This is a genomic window from Pseudomonas sp. NPDC086581 (assembly GCF_044746165.1).
Taxonomy (GTDB): Bacteria; Pseudomonadota; Gammaproteobacteria; order Pseudomonadales; family Pseudomonadaceae; genus Pseudomonas.
In genome coordinates, this window is sequence record NZ_JBIVBR010000019.1 from 66,594 (window position 1) to 81,939 (window position 15,346).

A 15,346-nucleotide genomic window follows, 5' to 3' on the forward strand; every position below is an offset into this window, starting at 1 on the left:
GGGCTCCCTCGAAAGTGCGCCCACGTTACCCAGCGAAGCCGGCCACCTCAAGCTGACACGGAGGATTTCGGATGATTCGTTGCAAGCGCGCCTACGAGCCGGCGGCGCAGGAAGACGGCCCGAGGGTGCTGGTGGACCGCCTGTGGCCACGGGGCATTCGCAAGGAAGACCTGCACATGGAGCAGTGGGCCAAGGAGGCGTCGCCGTCCAACGAACTGCGCCAGCGCTTCCACCACGATCCGAGCTTGTTCGAGGATTTCCGCAAGGCTTACCACCGCGAGCTGAATGCCCATCCGGAACACTGGATGGGCCTGCTGGACCTGGCACGCAAGGGCCCGCTGACGCTGCTCTATGCGGCTAAGGACGAGAAGCACAACAACGCCCGCGTGCTGGCTGAGTTTCTCGAGGATGAGCTGGAGAAGCAGGGCGAGGGGAGTTCGCCGGTGTGTTATGCCGGCAAGACCGAGTAGGGGACTGTTCGCGAGCAAGGAAGGGGGCCGAAACGTCACCAGCATCGTAGGGCGAATAACGCGCCAGCGTTATCCGCCGCGATGGGGTTAGCGGATCACCTGTTCCAGGTTATGCGCCCTACGAGGACGTTCTGTTACCAGATCTTGTACACCTGCCCGCTCTGCTTGCCCTCTACGCTACGGGCAAAGCCCAGCGCGGCGTCGGCGGCCGGCACCGGCTTGAAGCCGCGGAAGAATGGCGCGTAGCCCTCCATCGATTCCACCAGCACGTTCGGGCTCACCGCGTTGATCCGCTGGCCGCGCGGCAGTTCCAGGGCGGCGCTGCGCACGAAGCCTTCCACCGCGCCGTTGACCAGACTGGCCGAGCTGCCCAGCACGATGGGCTGTTCGCTGAGGATGCCGGTGGTGAGGGTGAAGGAGGCGCCGTCGTTGGCGTACTGGCTGCCGATCAGTACCAGGTTCACCTGGCCCATCAGCTTGTCCTTCAGGCCGACCGCCATTTCCGCCTCGCCCATTTCAGACAGTGCGCCGAAGTGCACCTTGCCGGCGGCGCTGATCAGCGCATCGAAGCCGCCGACCTGTTCGAACAGTGTGCGAATCGAGGCGCTTTCGGTGATGTCCACGCGATAGTCGCCGCTGTTGCGGCCGACGCGGATGATCTCGTGGCGCGGGCCCAGTTCGTTGGCGACGGCCTGGCCGAGGGTGCCGCTGGCACCGATCAGGATGATTTTCATGAGGCACTCCAGTGTGAGGTTTGGCTGAAAGTGAATTCAGTCTAGAGTGGTCTTCTGTTTTTATAATCCAGCCAATCGATAACCTTTGGTTTTCATATGGAAACAATCGCCAGCGACCTGGAAGACCTTTCCGCCTTCGCCGTGCTGCTCGAATGCGGCAGCTTCACCCGCGCGGCGGAGAGGCTCGGCTGCAGCAAGGGCCAGCTGTCCAAGCGGATTTCCGCGCTGGAGCAGGCGTTGGGTGCGACCCTGGTGCACCGCACGACGCGGCGCCTGTCCCTGACTGCCGCAGGCGCCGCGCTGTTGCCCGAGGCCCAGGCGCTCAATGCCCAGGCTGCGCGGGCACGGCAGGCGGTGCTGGCGTTGCAGGAGGAGGCGCAGGGTAAGGTGCGGCTGAGCGTGCCGGTGTCCTTGGGCGAGACCTTCTTCGATGCCTGGCTGATGGAGTTTTCCCGCCAGTACCCGGACATCCGCCTGGAGCTGGACCTGTCCAACGAACGCCGCGACCTTGTGGCCGACGGCTTCGACCTGGCGATCCGTTCCGGCAGCCTGGCGGTGGACGAGCGCCTGGTGGCGCGGCCGCTGTTCGCCCTGCAGGAGCTGACCTGTGCCACGCCGGACTACCTGGTCGAGCACGGCGTGCCGGAAGCGCCGGCGGAGCTGGCCGGGCATTCCTGCCTGCAGAACACCCATTATCAGGACAGCGACGTCTGGCTCTACCAGCGCCACCACGAACTGTTTCGGGTGACGGTGAGCGGCCTGCTGGCGAGCAACCACTACACCCTGCTGAAGAAGGCGGCGCTGGCGGGCGCGGGGATCAGCCGGCTGCCCTCCTACATGATTCAGCAGGAATTGGCTGAAGGCAGTCTCGTCTGGCTGCTGCGCGACTACCAGACTCGGACCCAGCCGGTGTTCCTCATCCACGCCTACCAGAGCCGCCTGCCGCGCCGCACGCAGCTGCTGGCGGACTACCTGCTGCGCTGGTTCGAGCGCAGCCGGATGCAACTGGTCGCGCTGGAAGGCTGACAGCTGTCAGTAAAATCATTCAGTCGTTCAGCTTCGTTCAGCATTGGTTCAGAGAGGGTTCAGGAGGAGTTCAGGGACCGATCGTTAGGCTTTCACCATCACTTTTGAGAGCCTTCCGAGGTCAACATCATGAACCGTCCCACTCTGCTTCTGACTGCCCTGTTTGCCAGCGCCGCTCTGCTGAGCGGCTGCGCTTCCAACCTGTCGGGTTCTTCCTATTCCCGTGCTGACGCCCGCGCCGTGCAGAACGTGCGCATGGGCACCATCGAATCGCTGCGCCCGGTACAGATCGAAGGTACCAAGACGCCCATCGGCACCCTGGCCGGCGCAGCAGTCGGCGGCATTGCCGGCAACTCCATCGGCGGCGGTCGCGGCAAGGCCATCACCACCATCCTCGGCGGCGTTGCGGGCGGCGCGGCGGGCTCGGCGGTGGAGGAGGGCATCACCCGCACCCAGGGCGTGGAAATCGTGGTCCGCGAGGATGACGGCGGCACCCGCGCCTACGTCCAGGCGGTGGACGCGAACCAGCAGTTCCGCATCGGTGATCGCGTGCGCATCATGACCGTCAACGGCGCCAGTCGCGTCACTCTCTGAGCGGAGGACGCCCCATGCGCCGCCTGTTGATCGCCGCGCTGGCCCTGCTCGGCTGTGGCATCGCCATGGCCGACGATGGGGGCTTTTGGTACCTGCAGACCAGCGTCTACACCACCCACTGGAACCACGACCCGGACCACAACAATCACCAGGAGCTGATAGGCCTGGAGCGCAACCGCGCCGATGGTCTGGTCTGGGGCGGTGCGACCTTCAAGAACTCCTTCAGCCAGCGTTCCAACTATGTCTACGCCGGGAAGCGTTTCGACTGGGAAGGCACGCCTTTCTACGCCAAGGTTACCGGCGGTGCGCTGCAGGGCTATCGCGGCGAGTACCGCGACAAGATCCCGCTCAATCACCTGGGCGTGGCGCCGGCGATCATTCCCTCGGTCGGCGCGCACTACGGGCCGGTCGGCGCCGAGTTTGTGGTGCTGGGTAATGCTGCCGCGATGGTGAATGTCGGCGTACGCTTCTGACCCTTCTGCCAGCCGAAATGCAACGGGCCGCGATGAGTGTTCATCGCGGCCCGCGTCGTTCCTGAAGGATGAAAGCGTCAGGTAGTAACGTCCTTCAGCGACTTGTCCAGGCAATCGATGAACAACTCGGCATGTTCCTGCTCGAAGGCCAGCAGCGGACGGATCTTCAGGATGTTCTCCAGGGGCCCGGCGGCGCTGATCAGCACGCCGCGCTCGCGCATGCCGTTGACCACCTGGCGGGTCTGGTTGGCGGCGGGAGACTTTGACGCGCGGTCGGTGACGAGTTCGACGCCGAGGAACAGGCCCGCGCCGCGCACGTCGCCGATCAGTTCATGGCGCTCGGCCAACTGGCGGATGCCGTCGACGAGGAAGGCGCCGATGCGCTGGGAGCGCTCCTGCAGTTTTTCGTCGCGGATCACGTCGAGCACTGCCTGGGCCGCCGCGCAGGACACCGGGTTGCCGCCGAAGGTATTGAAGTAGCGCACCTCGCGACCGAAGCTTTCGAGGATTTCCGGGCGCACCACCACACCGGCTATGGGCTGGCCGTTGCCCATGGGTTTGCCGAGGGTGACCAGGTCCGGCTTAACGCCGTGGCGCTGGAAGCCCCACATGGCGTCGCCGGTGCGGGCGAAGCCGCTCTGCACTTCGTCGGCGATGTACAGCAGGCCCTCGTCCTGGGCGACTTTCACGGCTTCGGCGAGGAAGCCGGCCGGGCCGGCCAGGACGCCGTCGCTGGCGAAGATGCCATCGAGCAGCAGCGCAGCGGGTTTGATGCCGTGGGCGCGCATGTCGGCGATGGCGGCGCGCACGTCGGCGGCGAATAGCTTGCGGACGTTCTCCGCACCCAGCCGGTAGGCGTCTGGCGCAATCACGGTGCGCGCGTGGGCGGGGAGGGTGATGCCGGCGCCGAGGGACGGCGACAGCTCGGAAATGCTGCCGGTGACGCCGTGGTAGGCGAAGCGGGTGATGATCACTCCGGTGCCGCCGGTGTACTGGCGGGCGATGCGCAGGGCGAGGTCGTTCGCCTCGCTGCCGGTGCAGGTGAACATCACCTGGTCCAGGCCATCGGGGAAGGTGGCGAGCAGGTCTTCGGCGTAGTCGAGGATGCCTTCCTGCAGGTAGCGCGTGTGGGTGTTCAGCACTGCCGCCTGGCTGGCGATGGCTTGCACCACGCGCGGATGGCAGTGACCGATGGAGGCAACGTTGTTGTAGGCGTCGAGGTAGCGGTTGCCCTGATTGTCGTAGAGCCACACGCCTTCGCCGCGCACGGTGTGCAGCGGGCGCTCGTAGAACAGCCGGTAGGCCGGGCCGAGCAGGCGCGCGCGGCGCTCGATCAGGCGGCGTTCCTGTTCGCTCAGGCGCTCGGCGTCGGCGGCGCTGAATCCGTTGGGCATGGTCATGGACGGGGCTCCTGTTGGTTCGCGCTGGCGTGGGCGCAGGCGGCGAAGATCTGTTCCTGCGCCTGCTCCCGGCTGAGGCCGGCCAGGCCCTGCAGGCTCTGCCAGGCGTGGCGGGTGTTGCGAAGGATGTAGTCGCGGTTCTCGGGGTGCAGGCTGGCGCGCCAGGCGGTGATGCTCAGGGTCATGATCAGCCGCGTGGCGATCAGGTCGGGGAGGATTTCCTGTTCCTCGGCCAGCAGCGGGCAGCGCCGGTGGTAGGCGGCGATCATCTCGCAGGCGGTGGCCAGCGGCGCGTCCGGCTCGCCCACCTGGTAGGCGGCGGCGACACCGAGGTCGTTGATCAGCGGCGCATGGACCATGTCGCCGAAGTCGAGGATGTTGCGCACCTGGTCCGGGTGCTGCGCATCGACGATGACGTTGTGCGGGTTCAGGTCGTTGTGGATGACCTGGGCGCGTAGCGTGGCCTGGCGCGGCAGGGCATGGCGCTCGAAGTTGTCGAGGAAGCGTTCGACCAGCGTGCGTTGCTCCTGATCCTGGATGTAGATCAGCAGGTTGCGCAGGCGCGAGGCATGCTTGAGGTCCCAGAGCAATTCATGGCCGGCGGTGGCCGGGTGCTCGAAACCCTTGAGCGCCAGGCCCAGGCGGGCCAGGTCGTCGCCCAGGTTTTCGCGCAGGGCACGGCTGCGTTGCGCGACGCGGTGCAGCGGGACGCCGTCGACGAAGGAGAACAGCCGGGCAATCATCGGCTGGCCGTCGACGACCAGGGGAATCTGGTGCTCGCCGTTGAGCGAGGGGTAGACGCGTTGTACCGCCAGGGTAGGGTCCTGCGCCTCGACGCGGAGCAGGGCGCGGGTCTGGAAGTCCACGACCTGCGGGTCTTCCAGCGGGTGGGAGAGCTTCAGCAGGCGGTCGTCGCCATGGCCGTGGGCGATGTGGAAGTTCAGGTCGCGCTCGCCGGCGAGGCGGTGCAGCGTGCCGTGCTGGCCGAAGTATTCCTCGGCGATGGCTGCGGCCTGGGCGTCGCTCACCTGGGCGGGGGCCGCTTCCAGCAGGTGGTCGTGGACGGGAGCGGTATTGAGGGGCACAGGTACATCTCCAGCAGGGTTCAGCGGGTGTAACAAGGTTCAGCGGGACAACGGTCATGCCATGGAGCGGTGGCGCCCGCCCGGCGCTGGGCCGAGCAGGCGCGTGGGGCTTACTTGCTCGCCCAGGCGTTGAAGCGTGTCTCCAGCTCCTCGCCGTGGTCGATCCAGAACTCGGTGTCCATGGCGCGCGCGTTCTCCAGGTTCTGCGGCGCGGTCGGCAGCTTCGGCGCAATGGCCGCATCGATCAGCGGAATGGTGTTCTTGTTGGTCGGGCCGTAGGGAATGTTCTCGGCGAAGACCTTCTGGTGCTCGGGCTTGTTGGCCAGCGCGATGAACTGCTCGGAGAGCTCCTTCTTCGGGCTGCCCTTGACGATGGCCCAGTGGTCCAGGTCGTAGATGCTGCCGTTCCACTGGATGGCGAAGTCGCGGCCTTCCTTCTGCGCGGTGGCAACGCGGCCGTTGTAGGCGCTGGTCATCACGACGTCACCGGCGGCCAGCCACTGCAGCGGTTGCGCACCGGCCTCCCACCACTGGATGTACGGCTTGATCTCGTCGAGCTTCTTGAAGGCGCGATCCACGCCTTCCTTGGTGCCCAGCACCTTGTACAGGTCGGCCTGCTTGACGCCGTCGGCTTCCAGGGCGAACTCCAGGGTGAACTTGGCGCCGCGACGCAGGCCGCGCTTGCCCGGATACTTCTTCACGTCCCAGAAATCGGCCCAGCCGGTGGGCGCGCTGGCGAGTTTCTTGGCGTCGTAGGTGAGCACCGTGGACCAGATGAAGATGCCCACGCCGCAGTCGCTCACGGCGGCGTCGAGGAAGTCCTCGCGCTTGCCCAGCTTCGACCAGTCGAGCTGCTCGAACAGGCCTTCGCTGCAACCGCGCATCAGTTCCGGGGATTCCACCTCGACCACGTCCCAGCTGGTCTTGCCGGTGTCGGCCATGACCTTGATCTTGGCCATCTCGCCGTTGTACTCGGCGCCCTGGACGGTGACCTTGGCCTGCTGCTCGAAGGGTTTGTAGAAGGCCTTTTCCTGGGCCACCTTGTTGTCTCCACCGAAGGACACCACGGTGAGTGTTTCGGCATGCAGCTGGGCGGCGCCGCCGGCCAGCATCATCAGTGCTATGGCTTTCTTGAACATGCGATGACTCCTGAGCGGGCCAATTCGGCCCATGAATAAGAGGGCAGCTTCAAGAGTGGGGCGCTGCGCCAGGCCGAGCTGAAAGGCCGGCTGATACGCCCTCGGACATCAGGGAGAAGAACGGGCGGAACGGGTGAGGTCGATCATGGGAATGTGCTCCGTTTCTTGTTGTTGTTCGGATAGCTCGTTGTAGGACCAAGCTGAGCCGATTAAAACACCTTCCAAAACATGATGCATCATGTTTTTATTGGCGACATCGCTTCACGGATGTTCACAGATCGCGCGCCCCGATGGGTGGCGCAGACAGCGGCTCAGACTTGAGAGGGAAGCACCATGAACCAGACCCGCACCCTGCTGCTCACCGGCGCCAGTCGCGGCATCGGCCATGCCACGGTGAAGCATTTCAACGCCGCCGGCTGGCGTGTGTTCACCGCCTCGCGCCAGGACTGGAGCGCCGAATGCCCCTGGGCCGAAGGGCTGATCAACCATATCCACCTGGACCTGGAGGACATCGACAGCGTCCAGGCCAGCCTTCCGATGATCCGCGAGAAACTGGGTGGCAGCCTGCATGCGCTGGTGAACAACGCCGGCATCTCGCCCAAGGGCCCGGAAGGCGAGCGCCTGGGCGTGCTGGGCAGCGACTACGCCACCTGGCTCAAGGTGTTCAACGTCAACCTGTTCTCCACGGCGCTGCTGGCGCGCGGGCTGTTCGACGAGCTGAAGGCGGCCAAGGGCTCGGTGATCAACGTCACCTCCATCGCCGGTTCCCGCGTGCATCCGTTCGCCGGTGCCGCCTACGCCTGCTCGAAGGCAGCGCTGGCGGCGCTGACCCGCGAGATGGCTCACGACTTCGGCCCGCACGGCGTGCGCGTCAACGCCATCGCGCCGGGGGAGATCGACACAGCCATCCTGTCGTCAGGCACCGAACTGATCGTCGAGCGCGACATTCCCATGCACCGGCTGGGCAAGCCGGAGGAGGTCGCCTCGCTGATCCACTTCCTCTGCACCAGCGGCGCGTCCTACGTGAATGGCGCGGAAATCCACGTCAACGGCGGCCAGCATGTGTGATCCTGCTGGCATCCGGCGCGCTCAATCCGCATCATGCGCGCCGCAAATGCCGCCGCACTCGATGAGAAAGCGATGAACTACCCGATCGAAGGCCTGAATCACTCCTATCTCGGCAGCGGCGTCTACGCGCTGCTGCGCGAGGCTTTGATCACCGGTCGCTTCAAGCCGGATGACCGCCTGCGCATCCGTGACCTGGCCCAGCAACTGGGCACCAGCGTCACCCCGGTGCGCGACGCCATCCTGCAGCTGGCCAAGGAGCAGGCGCTGGTACTGAAGACCCCGCGCGACATCCGCGTGCCGCTGCTCACCCGCGAGCAGTACCTGGAAATCCGCAGCATCCGCGTGGCGCTCGAAGGCCTGGCCGCCGAGACCGCTGCCGCGCGGGCCAGCGATGCGCAGTTGGACGAGCTGGAAGCGAACATTCGTGAGAACCTCGACGCGATCCACGCCGAGGATCTGGTATTGGCGCTCAAGCTCAACCAGGCGTTCCACTTCGCCCTGGCCGACATAGCCGGCATGCCGCTGCTGCGTGCTTTTCTCGACAGCCTGTGGATGCGCACCGGGCCGCTGATTGCCCAGGCCTACGCCGACTTCAACGAGCGCATGGCCATCGAGCACCATTGGGACGTCCTACGTGCTCTGCGCGAACGCAACGGCGCCGCCGCCCGCGAAGCGATCCACGCCGACCTGCTGGACGGCAGCGAGAAGATGCTGGAGTTCATCGCCCAGACCGAAGAGCCGGAGCAGGAAGCGGGCTGAGCCGCCGAGTTTTCTGTAGGAGCGAGCTTGCTCGCGAACCGCATTGCACGGAGCTCGCCGGTTGGATTGTTCGCGAGCAAACTCGCTCCTGCAAAGGAGAAGAGCAACCGATCAGACCGCGCCATCCTTGCGCAGCGCCGCGATGGCCGCCGCGTCGTAACCCAGTCCGCTCAGCACCTCATCCGTATGCTCGCCCAGCTTCGGTCCGATCCACTCGGCGCTGCCTGGGGTGTCGGAGAGCTTGGGAACTATCCCAGGCATGCGGAAGGGCTTGCCGTCCGGCAGCTTGGCCGAAAGGAACATCTCCCGGGCGAGGAATTGCGGGTCGCTGAACATGTCCTCGGCGGAGAAGATGCGGCTGGCCGGCACCTCGGCTTCGGAGAGCACCTTGAGCACGGTATCCAGCGATTCGGAGCGCGCCCAGCGGTCGATGACGCCGTACAACTCGTCGCGGCGCGCATCGCGGCCGTCGTTGCTGGCGAGGGTCGGGTCCTCGGCGAGGTCGAGGCGGCCGATGGCGGTCATGAAACGGCGGAAGATGGCGTCACCGTTGGCGGCGATCTGCACGTGTTTGCCGTCGGCGGTGGTGTGCACGGAGGAGGGGGTGATGCCGGGCATGATATTGCCGGTGCGTTCGCGGATGAAGCCGAACACGTCGAACTCCGGGACCATGGATTCCATCATGGCAAACACCGCCTCGTAGAGCGCCACGTCCACCACCTGCCCGGCGCCGCCGTTCACCTCGCGGTGACGCAGCGCCATCAGCGCGCCGATCACGCCCCACAGCGCGGCGATGGAGTCGCCGATGGATATACCGGTGCGCACCGGCGGCCGATCCTCGAAGCCGGTGATGTAGCGCAGCCCGCCCATCGACTCGCCCACCGCGCCGAAGCCCGGCTGGTCCTTGTAGGGGCCGCTCTGGCCGAAGCCGGACAGGCGCACCATCACGAGCTGCGGGTTCAGCGCGTGGATCACGTCCCAGCCCAGGCCGAGCTTCTCCAGCACGCCGGGGCGGAAGTTCTCGATCAGGATGTCGGCTTCCGCCAGCAGCTTCTTCAGCACCTCGCGGCCGGACTCGTGCTTGAGGTTCAGGGTCAGCGAGCGCTTGTTGCGCGCCTGCACGAACCACCACAGCGATGTGCCTTCGTAGAGCTTGCGCCACTTGCGCAGCGGATCACCGCCGTCGGGCGACTCGACCTTGATCACCTCGGCGCCGAATTCCGCGCACAGTCTCGAGGCGAAGGGGCCGGCGATCAGAGTGCCGAGTTCGATGACCTTGAGGCCGGCGAGGGGTTTGGCGGTGCTGTTCATCGGTCTGTCCGATCAGAAAGGAATCGCCGGACTCTAACGCTTGTGCGCCACTTCGAACAGGCCGCCGGGCAGGCGCCCGGCCACGGCGCTTTGCGCCGACCTTTGGCACGCGTAGAGTAGCGACATCCAAGGACGTTTCTTACTCCAGCTCGCCGGTTTTCGGACAGGTACACCGTGATGCGTTCGCCCGTTTCCACACAGCCCGTTGGACTGCAGACTTTCCCCGTCGAATGCGCGCAGGCCGGTGGAAAGGGGGCTGCATGACGTTGAACCTGCCGACGCTGGTAGTCGTCGACCTCTATGTACTGACCCTGGTCGGTGTGCTGATGGCTTTCGCCTGGCATAGCGGCCGCCGCGACCCCACCCTGGGCTACATGAGCGCCGCGTTGCTGCTGGGCGCCATCGGTACCTTCCTGGCTACCCTGCGCGGCATGGGCGTCGACTGGGTGGCGATCCTGCTGGGTAACGTCGTGCTGCACCTGTCTTCGGCGATGACCTGGACCGCCATGCGGGTGTTCGCCGGGCGCAGGCCGAACTGGCCGCTGATCGGCGCGGGTGCTGCGTTCTGGGCGGTGCTCTGCCTGGTGCCGGCATTCTACGAGTCGCTTGCCGCGCGGGTGCTGGTCAGCACGTCGATCACCATCGCCTACTGCCTGGTGGCGCTCGCCGAACTCTGGCGCAGCCGCCTCAAGCTGGAAGTGGAGCTGCGCCCGACCCTGGCGCTGCTGATCTTCCACACGCTGGTCTACGGCGTGCGTCTGGTGGTGGACCGCGGCATGCCGTTCCAGAGCGTGGCGGACAATGGCCAGGGCTCGACCTTCTTCACCTTCCTGGTCTTCGAGACCATGTTGTTCGCTATCGGTATTGCCTTCGCCACCCTGGCGATGGTCAAGGAACGCGCCGAGCTGCAGTTCCGCAGCGCCGCCCTGAGCGACCCGCTGACCGGCGTGGGCAACCGCCGAGCCTTCATGGAGACCGGCGAGCGCCTGCTGCGCCTGTGCGTGGAGCGCGGTGAACAGGCCTCGCTGCTGCTCTGCGACCTGGACAACTTCAAGCGCCTCAACGACTCCTTCGGCCATCCGGCCGGCGACCGCGTGCTGGTGGAATTCAGTCGCATCACTGCCTCGCGGATGCGCAAGCACGACCAGTTCGCCCGCATCGGCGGGGAAGAGTTTGCCTGCCTGCTGGTGGCCGCCGATACCGAAGGCGCCTGCCAGGTCGCCGAGCGGGTGCGCCGCGAGTTCGCCGAGCTGCCGTTCATGGCCGAGGGCCAGCTCAGCGTCAGCATCGGCATTGCTACCACGCGCGAGGCCGGGCATGACCTGCTGCGCCTGCTGTCGCTGGCCGACCAGGCGCTCTACGCCGCCAAGGCCAAGGGTCGCAACCGCATCGAACTGGCCGCGCCGGAGCCGGGAGCCGACCGGCGTCCACGGACATAAGCCACGGCGCCTGTGCTTTCGCGGTAGACTTGCCGCCTTCGAAAATTCGCCGGGAACCCCCATGGCCCTGTCCGCCACGCCCTACAAAGCCGATATCAGCCTGACCGACCTCGACCGTGGGGTCTACGAGACCCTGCGCTTCACCGTCGCCCGCCATCCCTCGGAAACCGAGGAGCGCCTGGCGGTGCGCCTGCTCGCCTACGTCATCTGGTACAACGAGCAGCTGGCTTTCGGGCGCGGCCTGTCGGACGTGGAAGAGCCCTCGCTCTGGGAAAAGAGCCTGGACGACCGTGTGCTGCACTGGATCGAAGTCGGCCAGCCCGACGCCGAGCGCCTGACCTGGTGCTCGCGCCGCTGCGAGAAGCTGACCCTGGTCGCCTACGGCAACCTGCGCGTATGGACCACCAAGGTGCTCGACACGGTGCGCCACCTGAAGAACCTCAACGTCGTCGCCATGCCCCAGGAGGCGCTGGAGGAAATCTCCCGCGACCTGCCGCGCTCGATCAACTGGACCGTGATGATCAGCGAAGGAACCCTCTTCGTGACCGACGAACGCGGCCAGCACGAGCTCCAGGTGGAGTGGCTGATGGGCGAGCGCTGATCGCTCGTTGTACCTGCTGTAACCAGGGCGCCGGGATCGGCGCCTGAATGAATCGACTGGAACACCCATGCGCATCGAATCCCGCCCCCTCCCGCCAACCCTGCCCAACCTGGGCGACCTGCCGCCGCTGCTGACCCGTCTCTACGCCGCCCGTGGCGTGCAGAGCGCCGCCGAGCTGGACAAGGGGCTGGCGCGGCTGATCCCGTACCAGCAGCTCAAGGGTGTGGACGCGGCGGTGGAACTGCTGGTCGATGCGCTGGAAAAGGGCCAGCGGATTCTCTATGTCGGCGACTTCGACGCCGACGGCGCCACCGCCAGCAGCGTCGGCGTGCTGGCGCTGCGCATGCTCGGCGCGGCCTGGGTCGATTACCTGGTGCCCAACCGCTTCGAGTACGGCTACGGCCTGACCCCGGAAATCGTCGCGGTGGCACTGGAAAAACGCCCGGAATTGCTGGTCACCGTGGACAACGGCATCTCCAGCATCGACGGCGTCGCCGCTGCCAAGGCCGCCGGCCTGCGCGTACTGGTCACCGACCACCACCTGCCGGGGGCGGAACTGCCCGCCGCCGACGCCATCGTCAACCCGAACCAGCCCGGCTGCGACTTCCCCAGCAAGGCCATGGCCGGTGTCGGCGTCATCTTTTACGTGATGCTCGCCCTGCGCGCGCGCCTGCGTGAGCGCGGCTGGTTCGCCGCGCGCGGCATCGCCGAGCCAAACCTCGCCGAGCTGCTCGACCTGGTGTCCCTGGGCAGCGTCGCCGACGTGGTGCCGCTGGACGCCAACAACCGCATCCTGGTGCACCAGGGCCTCGCGCGCATCCGCGCCGGCCGCGCCCGTCCGGGCTTGCGTGCATTGCTGGAAGTGGCCGGGCGCGATTGCCGGCGAATCACCTCCACCGACCTGGGCTTCATCCTCGGCCCGCGCCTGAACGCCGCCGGCCGCCTGGACGACATGTCCCTGGGGATCGAGCTGCTGCTCTGCGAAGACGAAAGCGTCGCCCGCGACATGGCGGTGCAGCTCGACCAGCTCAACCAGGACCGCAAGGCCATCGAGCAGGGCATGCAGCGCGAGGCGCTGGCGCAGCTCAAGGAGCTGCCGGTGGAGGAGATGCCCTTTGGCCTCTGCCTGTTCGACCCGGAGTGGCACCAGGGCGTGATTGGCATTCTCGCTTCGCGCCTGAAGGAGCGTTACCACCGTCCGACCATCGCCTTTGCCGATGCCGGCGACGGCACGCTCAAGGGCTCGGCGCGATCGGTGCCGGGCTTCCATATCCGCGACGCGCTGGACGCCGTGGCTGCTCGTCATTCGGGGTTGATCAGCAAGTTCGGTGGCCACGCCATGGCCGCCGGCCTGTCGTTGCCGCAGGAAAACTTCGGTGCCTTCGCCGCCGCCTTCGACGCCGAGGTGCGCCGCCAGCTGGATGAAGAAGACCTCACCGGCCGCCTGCTCTCCGACGGCCAGCTGGGCGCCGAGGAGTTCCACCTGGAACTGGCCCGCGCCCTGCGCCAAGCCGGCCCTTGGGGCCAGCATTTCCCCGAGCCGCTGTTCCACGGCATCTTCCAGATCGTCCAGCAGCGCGTGGTCGGCGAGCGCCACCTGAAGCTGGTGCTCAAGACCGAATGCGGCTCGCTGCAACTGGACGCCATCGCCTTCAACATCGATCGCGAAATCTGGCCGAACCCCACCGTGCGCTGGGCGGAAGTCGCCTACAAGCTGGACGTCAACGAGTTCCGCGGTAACGAGACCGTGCAACTGATGGTCGCGCATATCGAGCCGCGCTGAGTTCAGGGCGGCTTTTCGTAGGAGCGAGCTTGCTCGCGCACCCGGCTCCGCTGCGGCTCGTTCGCGAGCCAGAACCAGGCGTCTCATTTCTGCAGACTTTCCCCGGCGTTTGTTGCGTAGGCGGCAGGCACGGTGGCGAGTAAACTGGCGCCTAGCCCGCTACCCGCCGAATCAGGAGCTGCCGTGTCACAAGATCATTCCTCCCTGGCCGCCTTCGCGCTGGAAACACCGGCGCCCCTGTATGCGCGGGTCAAGGACATCATCCTGCAGCAGATTCGCAACGGCGTGTGGAAGCCCAACTCCAAGCTACCTTCGGAGAGCGAGCTGTTCGCCCTGCTGGGGGTGAGCCGCATGACCATCAATCGGGCCTTGCGTGAGTTGACCATCGAGGGGGTGCTGGTTCGCCTGCAAGGCGTCGGGACTTTTGTGGCGGAGCAGAAGGGCCATGCAGCGCTCTTCGAGATCCACAACATCGCCGAAGAGATCGCCGCCCGTGGCCATGAGCATCGCTGTGAAGTAGTGCTGCTCGAACCGCTGGCCGACGGTGCCAAGTTGGCGATGCCCTTCGAGCTGGAGAACGTCAGCCGCATCTTCCACTCGGTGGTGGTGCACTACGAGAACGAGGTCCCGGTGCAGTTGGAGGAGCGCTTCGTCAATGCCGAGGTGGCGCCGGAGTACCTGCAGCAGGATTTCACTCGCATCACGCCCTATGCCTACCTGATCCAACTGGCGCCGCTGACCGAAGGCGAGCATGTGGTCGAGGCGATCAATGCCGAGGCCGCGGACTGCAAGCTGCTGCGCATCAAGCGTGGCGATGCTTGCCTGCTGATTCGCCGGCGTACCTGGTCGGCGAAAGGGCAGGTGGGGGCGGCTCGACTGGTCTATCCGGGGGCGCGCTATCGCCTCGAAGGTCGCTTCGGGCAGTAGCCTTTTTCGCCTCTTCTCCGGAGTGGAATTTTCGCTCCGGATGCACCGCGTTGTTACCTTCGCGCACCACGCTGTTACTTTTTTGCCTTTCCCTTCCGCCGCTTCGCTCGCAAACGGCAGGCCTTGAATCGTCCGTTCGGAAAATTCGAGGTTCTCTTATCTATTTGAAATAAAAGATCTTATTCCATTTCTCTGGCAGCCCAGGTGGCGCAGTGGCTGCTTCTGGCCCTCACTTTGCATTAGCTTGTATATACAGGTTGATATAAGGCCATATACATATTAGGTGACAGCAGATGACCAAGGCGTCTTCTGCCACCCGTTTCCGCCACGCCGGGATGCTCCCCGGCAATTGCCTGGCGCCACCACCCGCAACGAGGAAGACCCGATGAGCTCCACCGGCCGTTACCGCGATACCGAAATCCGTGCCCCACGCGGCACCAACCTGAACGCCAAGAGCTGGCTGACCGAAGCGCCGCTGCGCATGCTGATGAACAACCTCGACCCGGAAGTTGCCGAGAACCCCAAGGAGCTGGTGGT

The 15,346-nt window shown here is 65.8% G+C and carries 16 protein-coding genes; 11 read left to right on the top strand and 5 right to left on the bottom strand.

Translation table 11 applies throughout. The features are described 5' to 3' along the window. Nucleotides 1-71 precede the first annotated feature (71 nt). Complete coding sequence (locus tag ACIPK7_RS27885) at nt 72-470, top strand: DUF488 domain-containing protein (RefSeq protein ID WP_192436065.1); 399 nt, start codon at nt 72-74, stop codon at nt 468-470. A gap of 134 nt (nt 471-604) precedes the next feature. On the opposite strand, the gene ACIPK7_RS27890 is transcribed toward ACIPK7_RS27885, so the two are convergent. Then, nucleotides 605-1,204 (bottom strand): short chain dehydrogenase, encoded by a 600-nt coding sequence (locus ACIPK7_RS27890; RefSeq protein ID WP_192436064.1) that lies wholly within the window; start codon nt 1,202-1,204, stop codon nt 605-607. A 96-nt stretch (nt 1,205-1,300) separates the two neighbouring features. Between ACIPK7_RS27890 and ACIPK7_RS27895 the strand changes: the two genes are divergently transcribed. The 3 genes from ACIPK7_RS27895 (at nt 1,301) to ACIPK7_RS27905 (ending at nt 3,297) form a co-directional block, all read left to right on the top strand. Then, nucleotides 1,301-2,230 (top strand): LysR family transcriptional regulator, encoded by a 930-nt coding sequence (locus ACIPK7_RS27895; protein WP_401091508.1) that lies wholly within the window; start codon nt 1,301-1,303, stop codon nt 2,228-2,230. Nucleotides 2,231-2,359: 129 nt separating this feature from the next. Continuing rightward, nucleotides 2,360-2,824 (top strand): glycine zipper 2TM domain-containing protein, encoded by a 465-nt coding sequence (locus tag ACIPK7_RS27900; protein WP_081517759.1) that lies wholly within the window; start codon nt 2,360-2,362, stop codon nt 2,822-2,824. A gap of 14 nt (nt 2,825-2,838) precedes the next feature. Further along, entirely contained in the window at nt 2,839-3,297 is a 459-nt protein-coding gene (locus ACIPK7_RS27905; RefSeq protein WP_192436062.1) for a sn-glycerol-3-phosphate transporter, read from the top strand. Between the two features lie 77 nt (nt 3,298-3,374). Here ACIPK7_RS27905 and ACIPK7_RS27910 read toward each other — a convergent pair whose 3' ends face one another. The 3 genes from ACIPK7_RS27910 to ACIPK7_RS27920 form a co-directional block, all read right to left on the bottom strand. Further along, nucleotides 3,375-4,697 carry an aspartate aminotransferase family protein gene (locus ACIPK7_RS27910; protein WP_192436061.1) on the bottom strand — a complete coding sequence of 441 codons (1,323 nt, stop codon included), beginning with the start codon at nt 4,695-4,697 and terminating at the stop codon, nt 3,375-3,377. Further along, the gene (locus tag ACIPK7_RS27915) at nt 4,694-5,782 is read right to left on the bottom strand and encodes a phosphotransferase (protein WP_401091511.1); all 1,089 of its coding nucleotides are present in this window, start codon (nt 5,780-5,782) and stop codon (nt 4,694-4,696) included. The genes ACIPK7_RS27910 and ACIPK7_RS27915 overlap by 4 nt, the downstream gene beginning before the upstream one ends. 110 nt (nt 5,783-5,892) lie before the next feature. Continuing rightward, nucleotides 5,893-6,921: an ABC transporter substrate-binding protein gene (locus ACIPK7_RS27920; RefSeq protein WP_192436059.1), complete on the bottom strand. Its 1,029-nt coding sequence runs from the start codon at nt 6,919-6,921 to the stop codon at nt 5,893-5,895. Between the two features lie 333 nt (nt 6,922-7,254). Between ACIPK7_RS27920 and ACIPK7_RS27925 the strand changes: the two genes are divergently transcribed. Both ACIPK7_RS27925 and ACIPK7_RS27930 read left to right on the top strand, forming a co-directional pair. Continuing rightward, a complete protein-coding gene (locus tag ACIPK7_RS27925; protein ID WP_024765199.1) occupies nt 7,255-7,989 on the top strand; it encodes an SDR family NAD(P)-dependent oxidoreductase in 735 nt (244 codons plus the stop codon). A gap of 72 nt (nt 7,990-8,061) precedes the next feature. Then, nucleotides 8,062-8,748: a GntR family transcriptional regulator gene (locus tag ACIPK7_RS27930; RefSeq protein WP_401091513.1), complete on the top strand. Its 687-nt coding sequence runs from the start codon at nt 8,062-8,064 to the stop codon at nt 8,746-8,748. Nucleotides 8,749-8,859: 111 nt separating this feature from the next. On the opposite strand, the gene ACIPK7_RS27935 is transcribed toward ACIPK7_RS27930, so the two are convergent. Next, nucleotides 8,860-10,059: a CaiB/BaiF CoA transferase family protein gene (locus ACIPK7_RS27935; RefSeq protein ID WP_401091515.1), complete on the bottom strand. Its 1,200-nt coding sequence runs from the start codon at nt 10,057-10,059 to the stop codon at nt 8,860-8,862. 260 nt (nt 10,060-10,319) lie between these two features. On the opposite strand from ACIPK7_RS27935, the gene ACIPK7_RS27940 reads away from it, so the two are divergent. The 5 genes from ACIPK7_RS27940 to ACIPK7_RS27960 form a co-directional block, all read left to right on the top strand. Beyond that, on the top strand, nt 10,320-11,498 hold the full coding sequence (locus ACIPK7_RS27940) for a diguanylate cyclase (protein WP_401091517.1): 1,179 nt from the start codon (nt 10,320-10,322) through the stop codon (nt 11,496-11,498). A 61-nt stretch (nt 11,499-11,559) separates the two neighbouring features. After that, the gene (locus tag ACIPK7_RS27945; RefSeq protein ID WP_192210080.1) at nt 11,560-12,099 is read left to right on the top strand and encodes a YaeQ family protein; all 540 of its coding nucleotides are present in this window, start codon (nt 11,560-11,562) and stop codon (nt 12,097-12,099) included. 67 nt (nt 12,100-12,166) lie between these two features. Continuing rightward, nucleotides 12,167-13,882, top strand: coding sequence for a single-stranded-DNA-specific exonuclease RecJ (gene recJ / locus ACIPK7_RS27950; RefSeq protein ID WP_401091519.1), 1,716 nt, complete (start codon nt 12,167-12,169; stop codon nt 13,880-13,882). 183 nt (nt 13,883-14,065) lie between these two features. Beyond that, complete coding sequence (gene hutC, locus ACIPK7_RS27955; RefSeq protein ID WP_401091521.1) at nt 14,066-14,809, top strand: histidine utilization repressor; 744 nt, start codon at nt 14,066-14,068, stop codon at nt 14,807-14,809. 385 nt (nt 14,810-15,194) lie between these two features. After that, nucleotides 15,195-15,346: hypothetical protein (locus ACIPK7_RS27960; RefSeq protein ID WP_401091528.1), on the top strand; the 152-nt coding region annotated here is incomplete at its 3' end.

Excerpts from the sequence above, each read along its gene's own strand:
- ACIPK7_RS27885 (WP_192436065.1), top strand. The coding sequence starts at position 72 with ATGATTCGTTGCAAGCGCGCCTACGAGCCGGCGGCGCAGGAAGACGGC.
- ACIPK7_RS27890 (WP_192436064.1), bottom strand. The coding sequence starts at position 1,204 with ATGAAAATCATCCTGATCGGTGCCAGCGGCACCCTCGGCCAGGCCGTC.
- ACIPK7_RS27895 (WP_401091508.1), top strand. The coding sequence starts at position 1,301 with ATGGAAACAATCGCCAGCGACCTGGAAGACCTTTCCGCCTTCGCCGTG.
- ACIPK7_RS27900 (WP_081517759.1), top strand. The coding sequence starts at position 2,360 with ATGAACCGTCCCACTCTGCTTCTGACTGCCCTGTTTGCCAGCGCCGCT.
- ACIPK7_RS27905 (WP_192436062.1), top strand. The coding sequence starts at position 2,839 with ATGCGCCGCCTGTTGATCGCCGCGCTGGCCCTGCTCGGCTGTGGCATC.
- ACIPK7_RS27910 (WP_192436061.1), bottom strand. The coding sequence starts at position 4,697 with ATGACCATGCCCAACGGATTCAGCGCCGCCGACGCCGAGCGCCTGAGC.
- ACIPK7_RS27920 (WP_192436059.1), bottom strand. The coding sequence starts at position 6,921 with ATGTTCAAGAAAGCCATAGCACTGATGATGCTGGCCGGCGGCGCCGCC.
- ACIPK7_RS27925 (WP_024765199.1), top strand. The coding sequence starts at position 7,255 with ATGAACCAGACCCGCACCCTGCTGCTCACCGGCGCCAGTCGCGGCATC.
- ACIPK7_RS27930 (WP_401091513.1), top strand. The coding sequence starts at position 8,062 with ATGAACTACCCGATCGAAGGCCTGAATCACTCCTATCTCGGCAGCGGC.
- ACIPK7_RS27935 (WP_401091515.1), bottom strand. The coding sequence starts at position 10,059 with ATGAACAGCACCGCCAAACCCCTCGCCGGCCTCAAGGTCATCGAACTC.
- ACIPK7_RS27940 (WP_401091517.1), top strand. The coding sequence starts at position 10,320 with ATGACGTTGAACCTGCCGACGCTGGTAGTCGTCGACCTCTATGTACTG.
- ACIPK7_RS27945 (WP_192210080.1), top strand. The coding sequence starts at position 11,560 with ATGGCCCTGTCCGCCACGCCCTACAAAGCCGATATCAGCCTGACCGAC.
- recJ (WP_401091519.1), top strand. The coding sequence starts at position 12,167 with ATGCGCATCGAATCCCGCCCCCTCCCGCCAACCCTGCCCAACCTGGGC.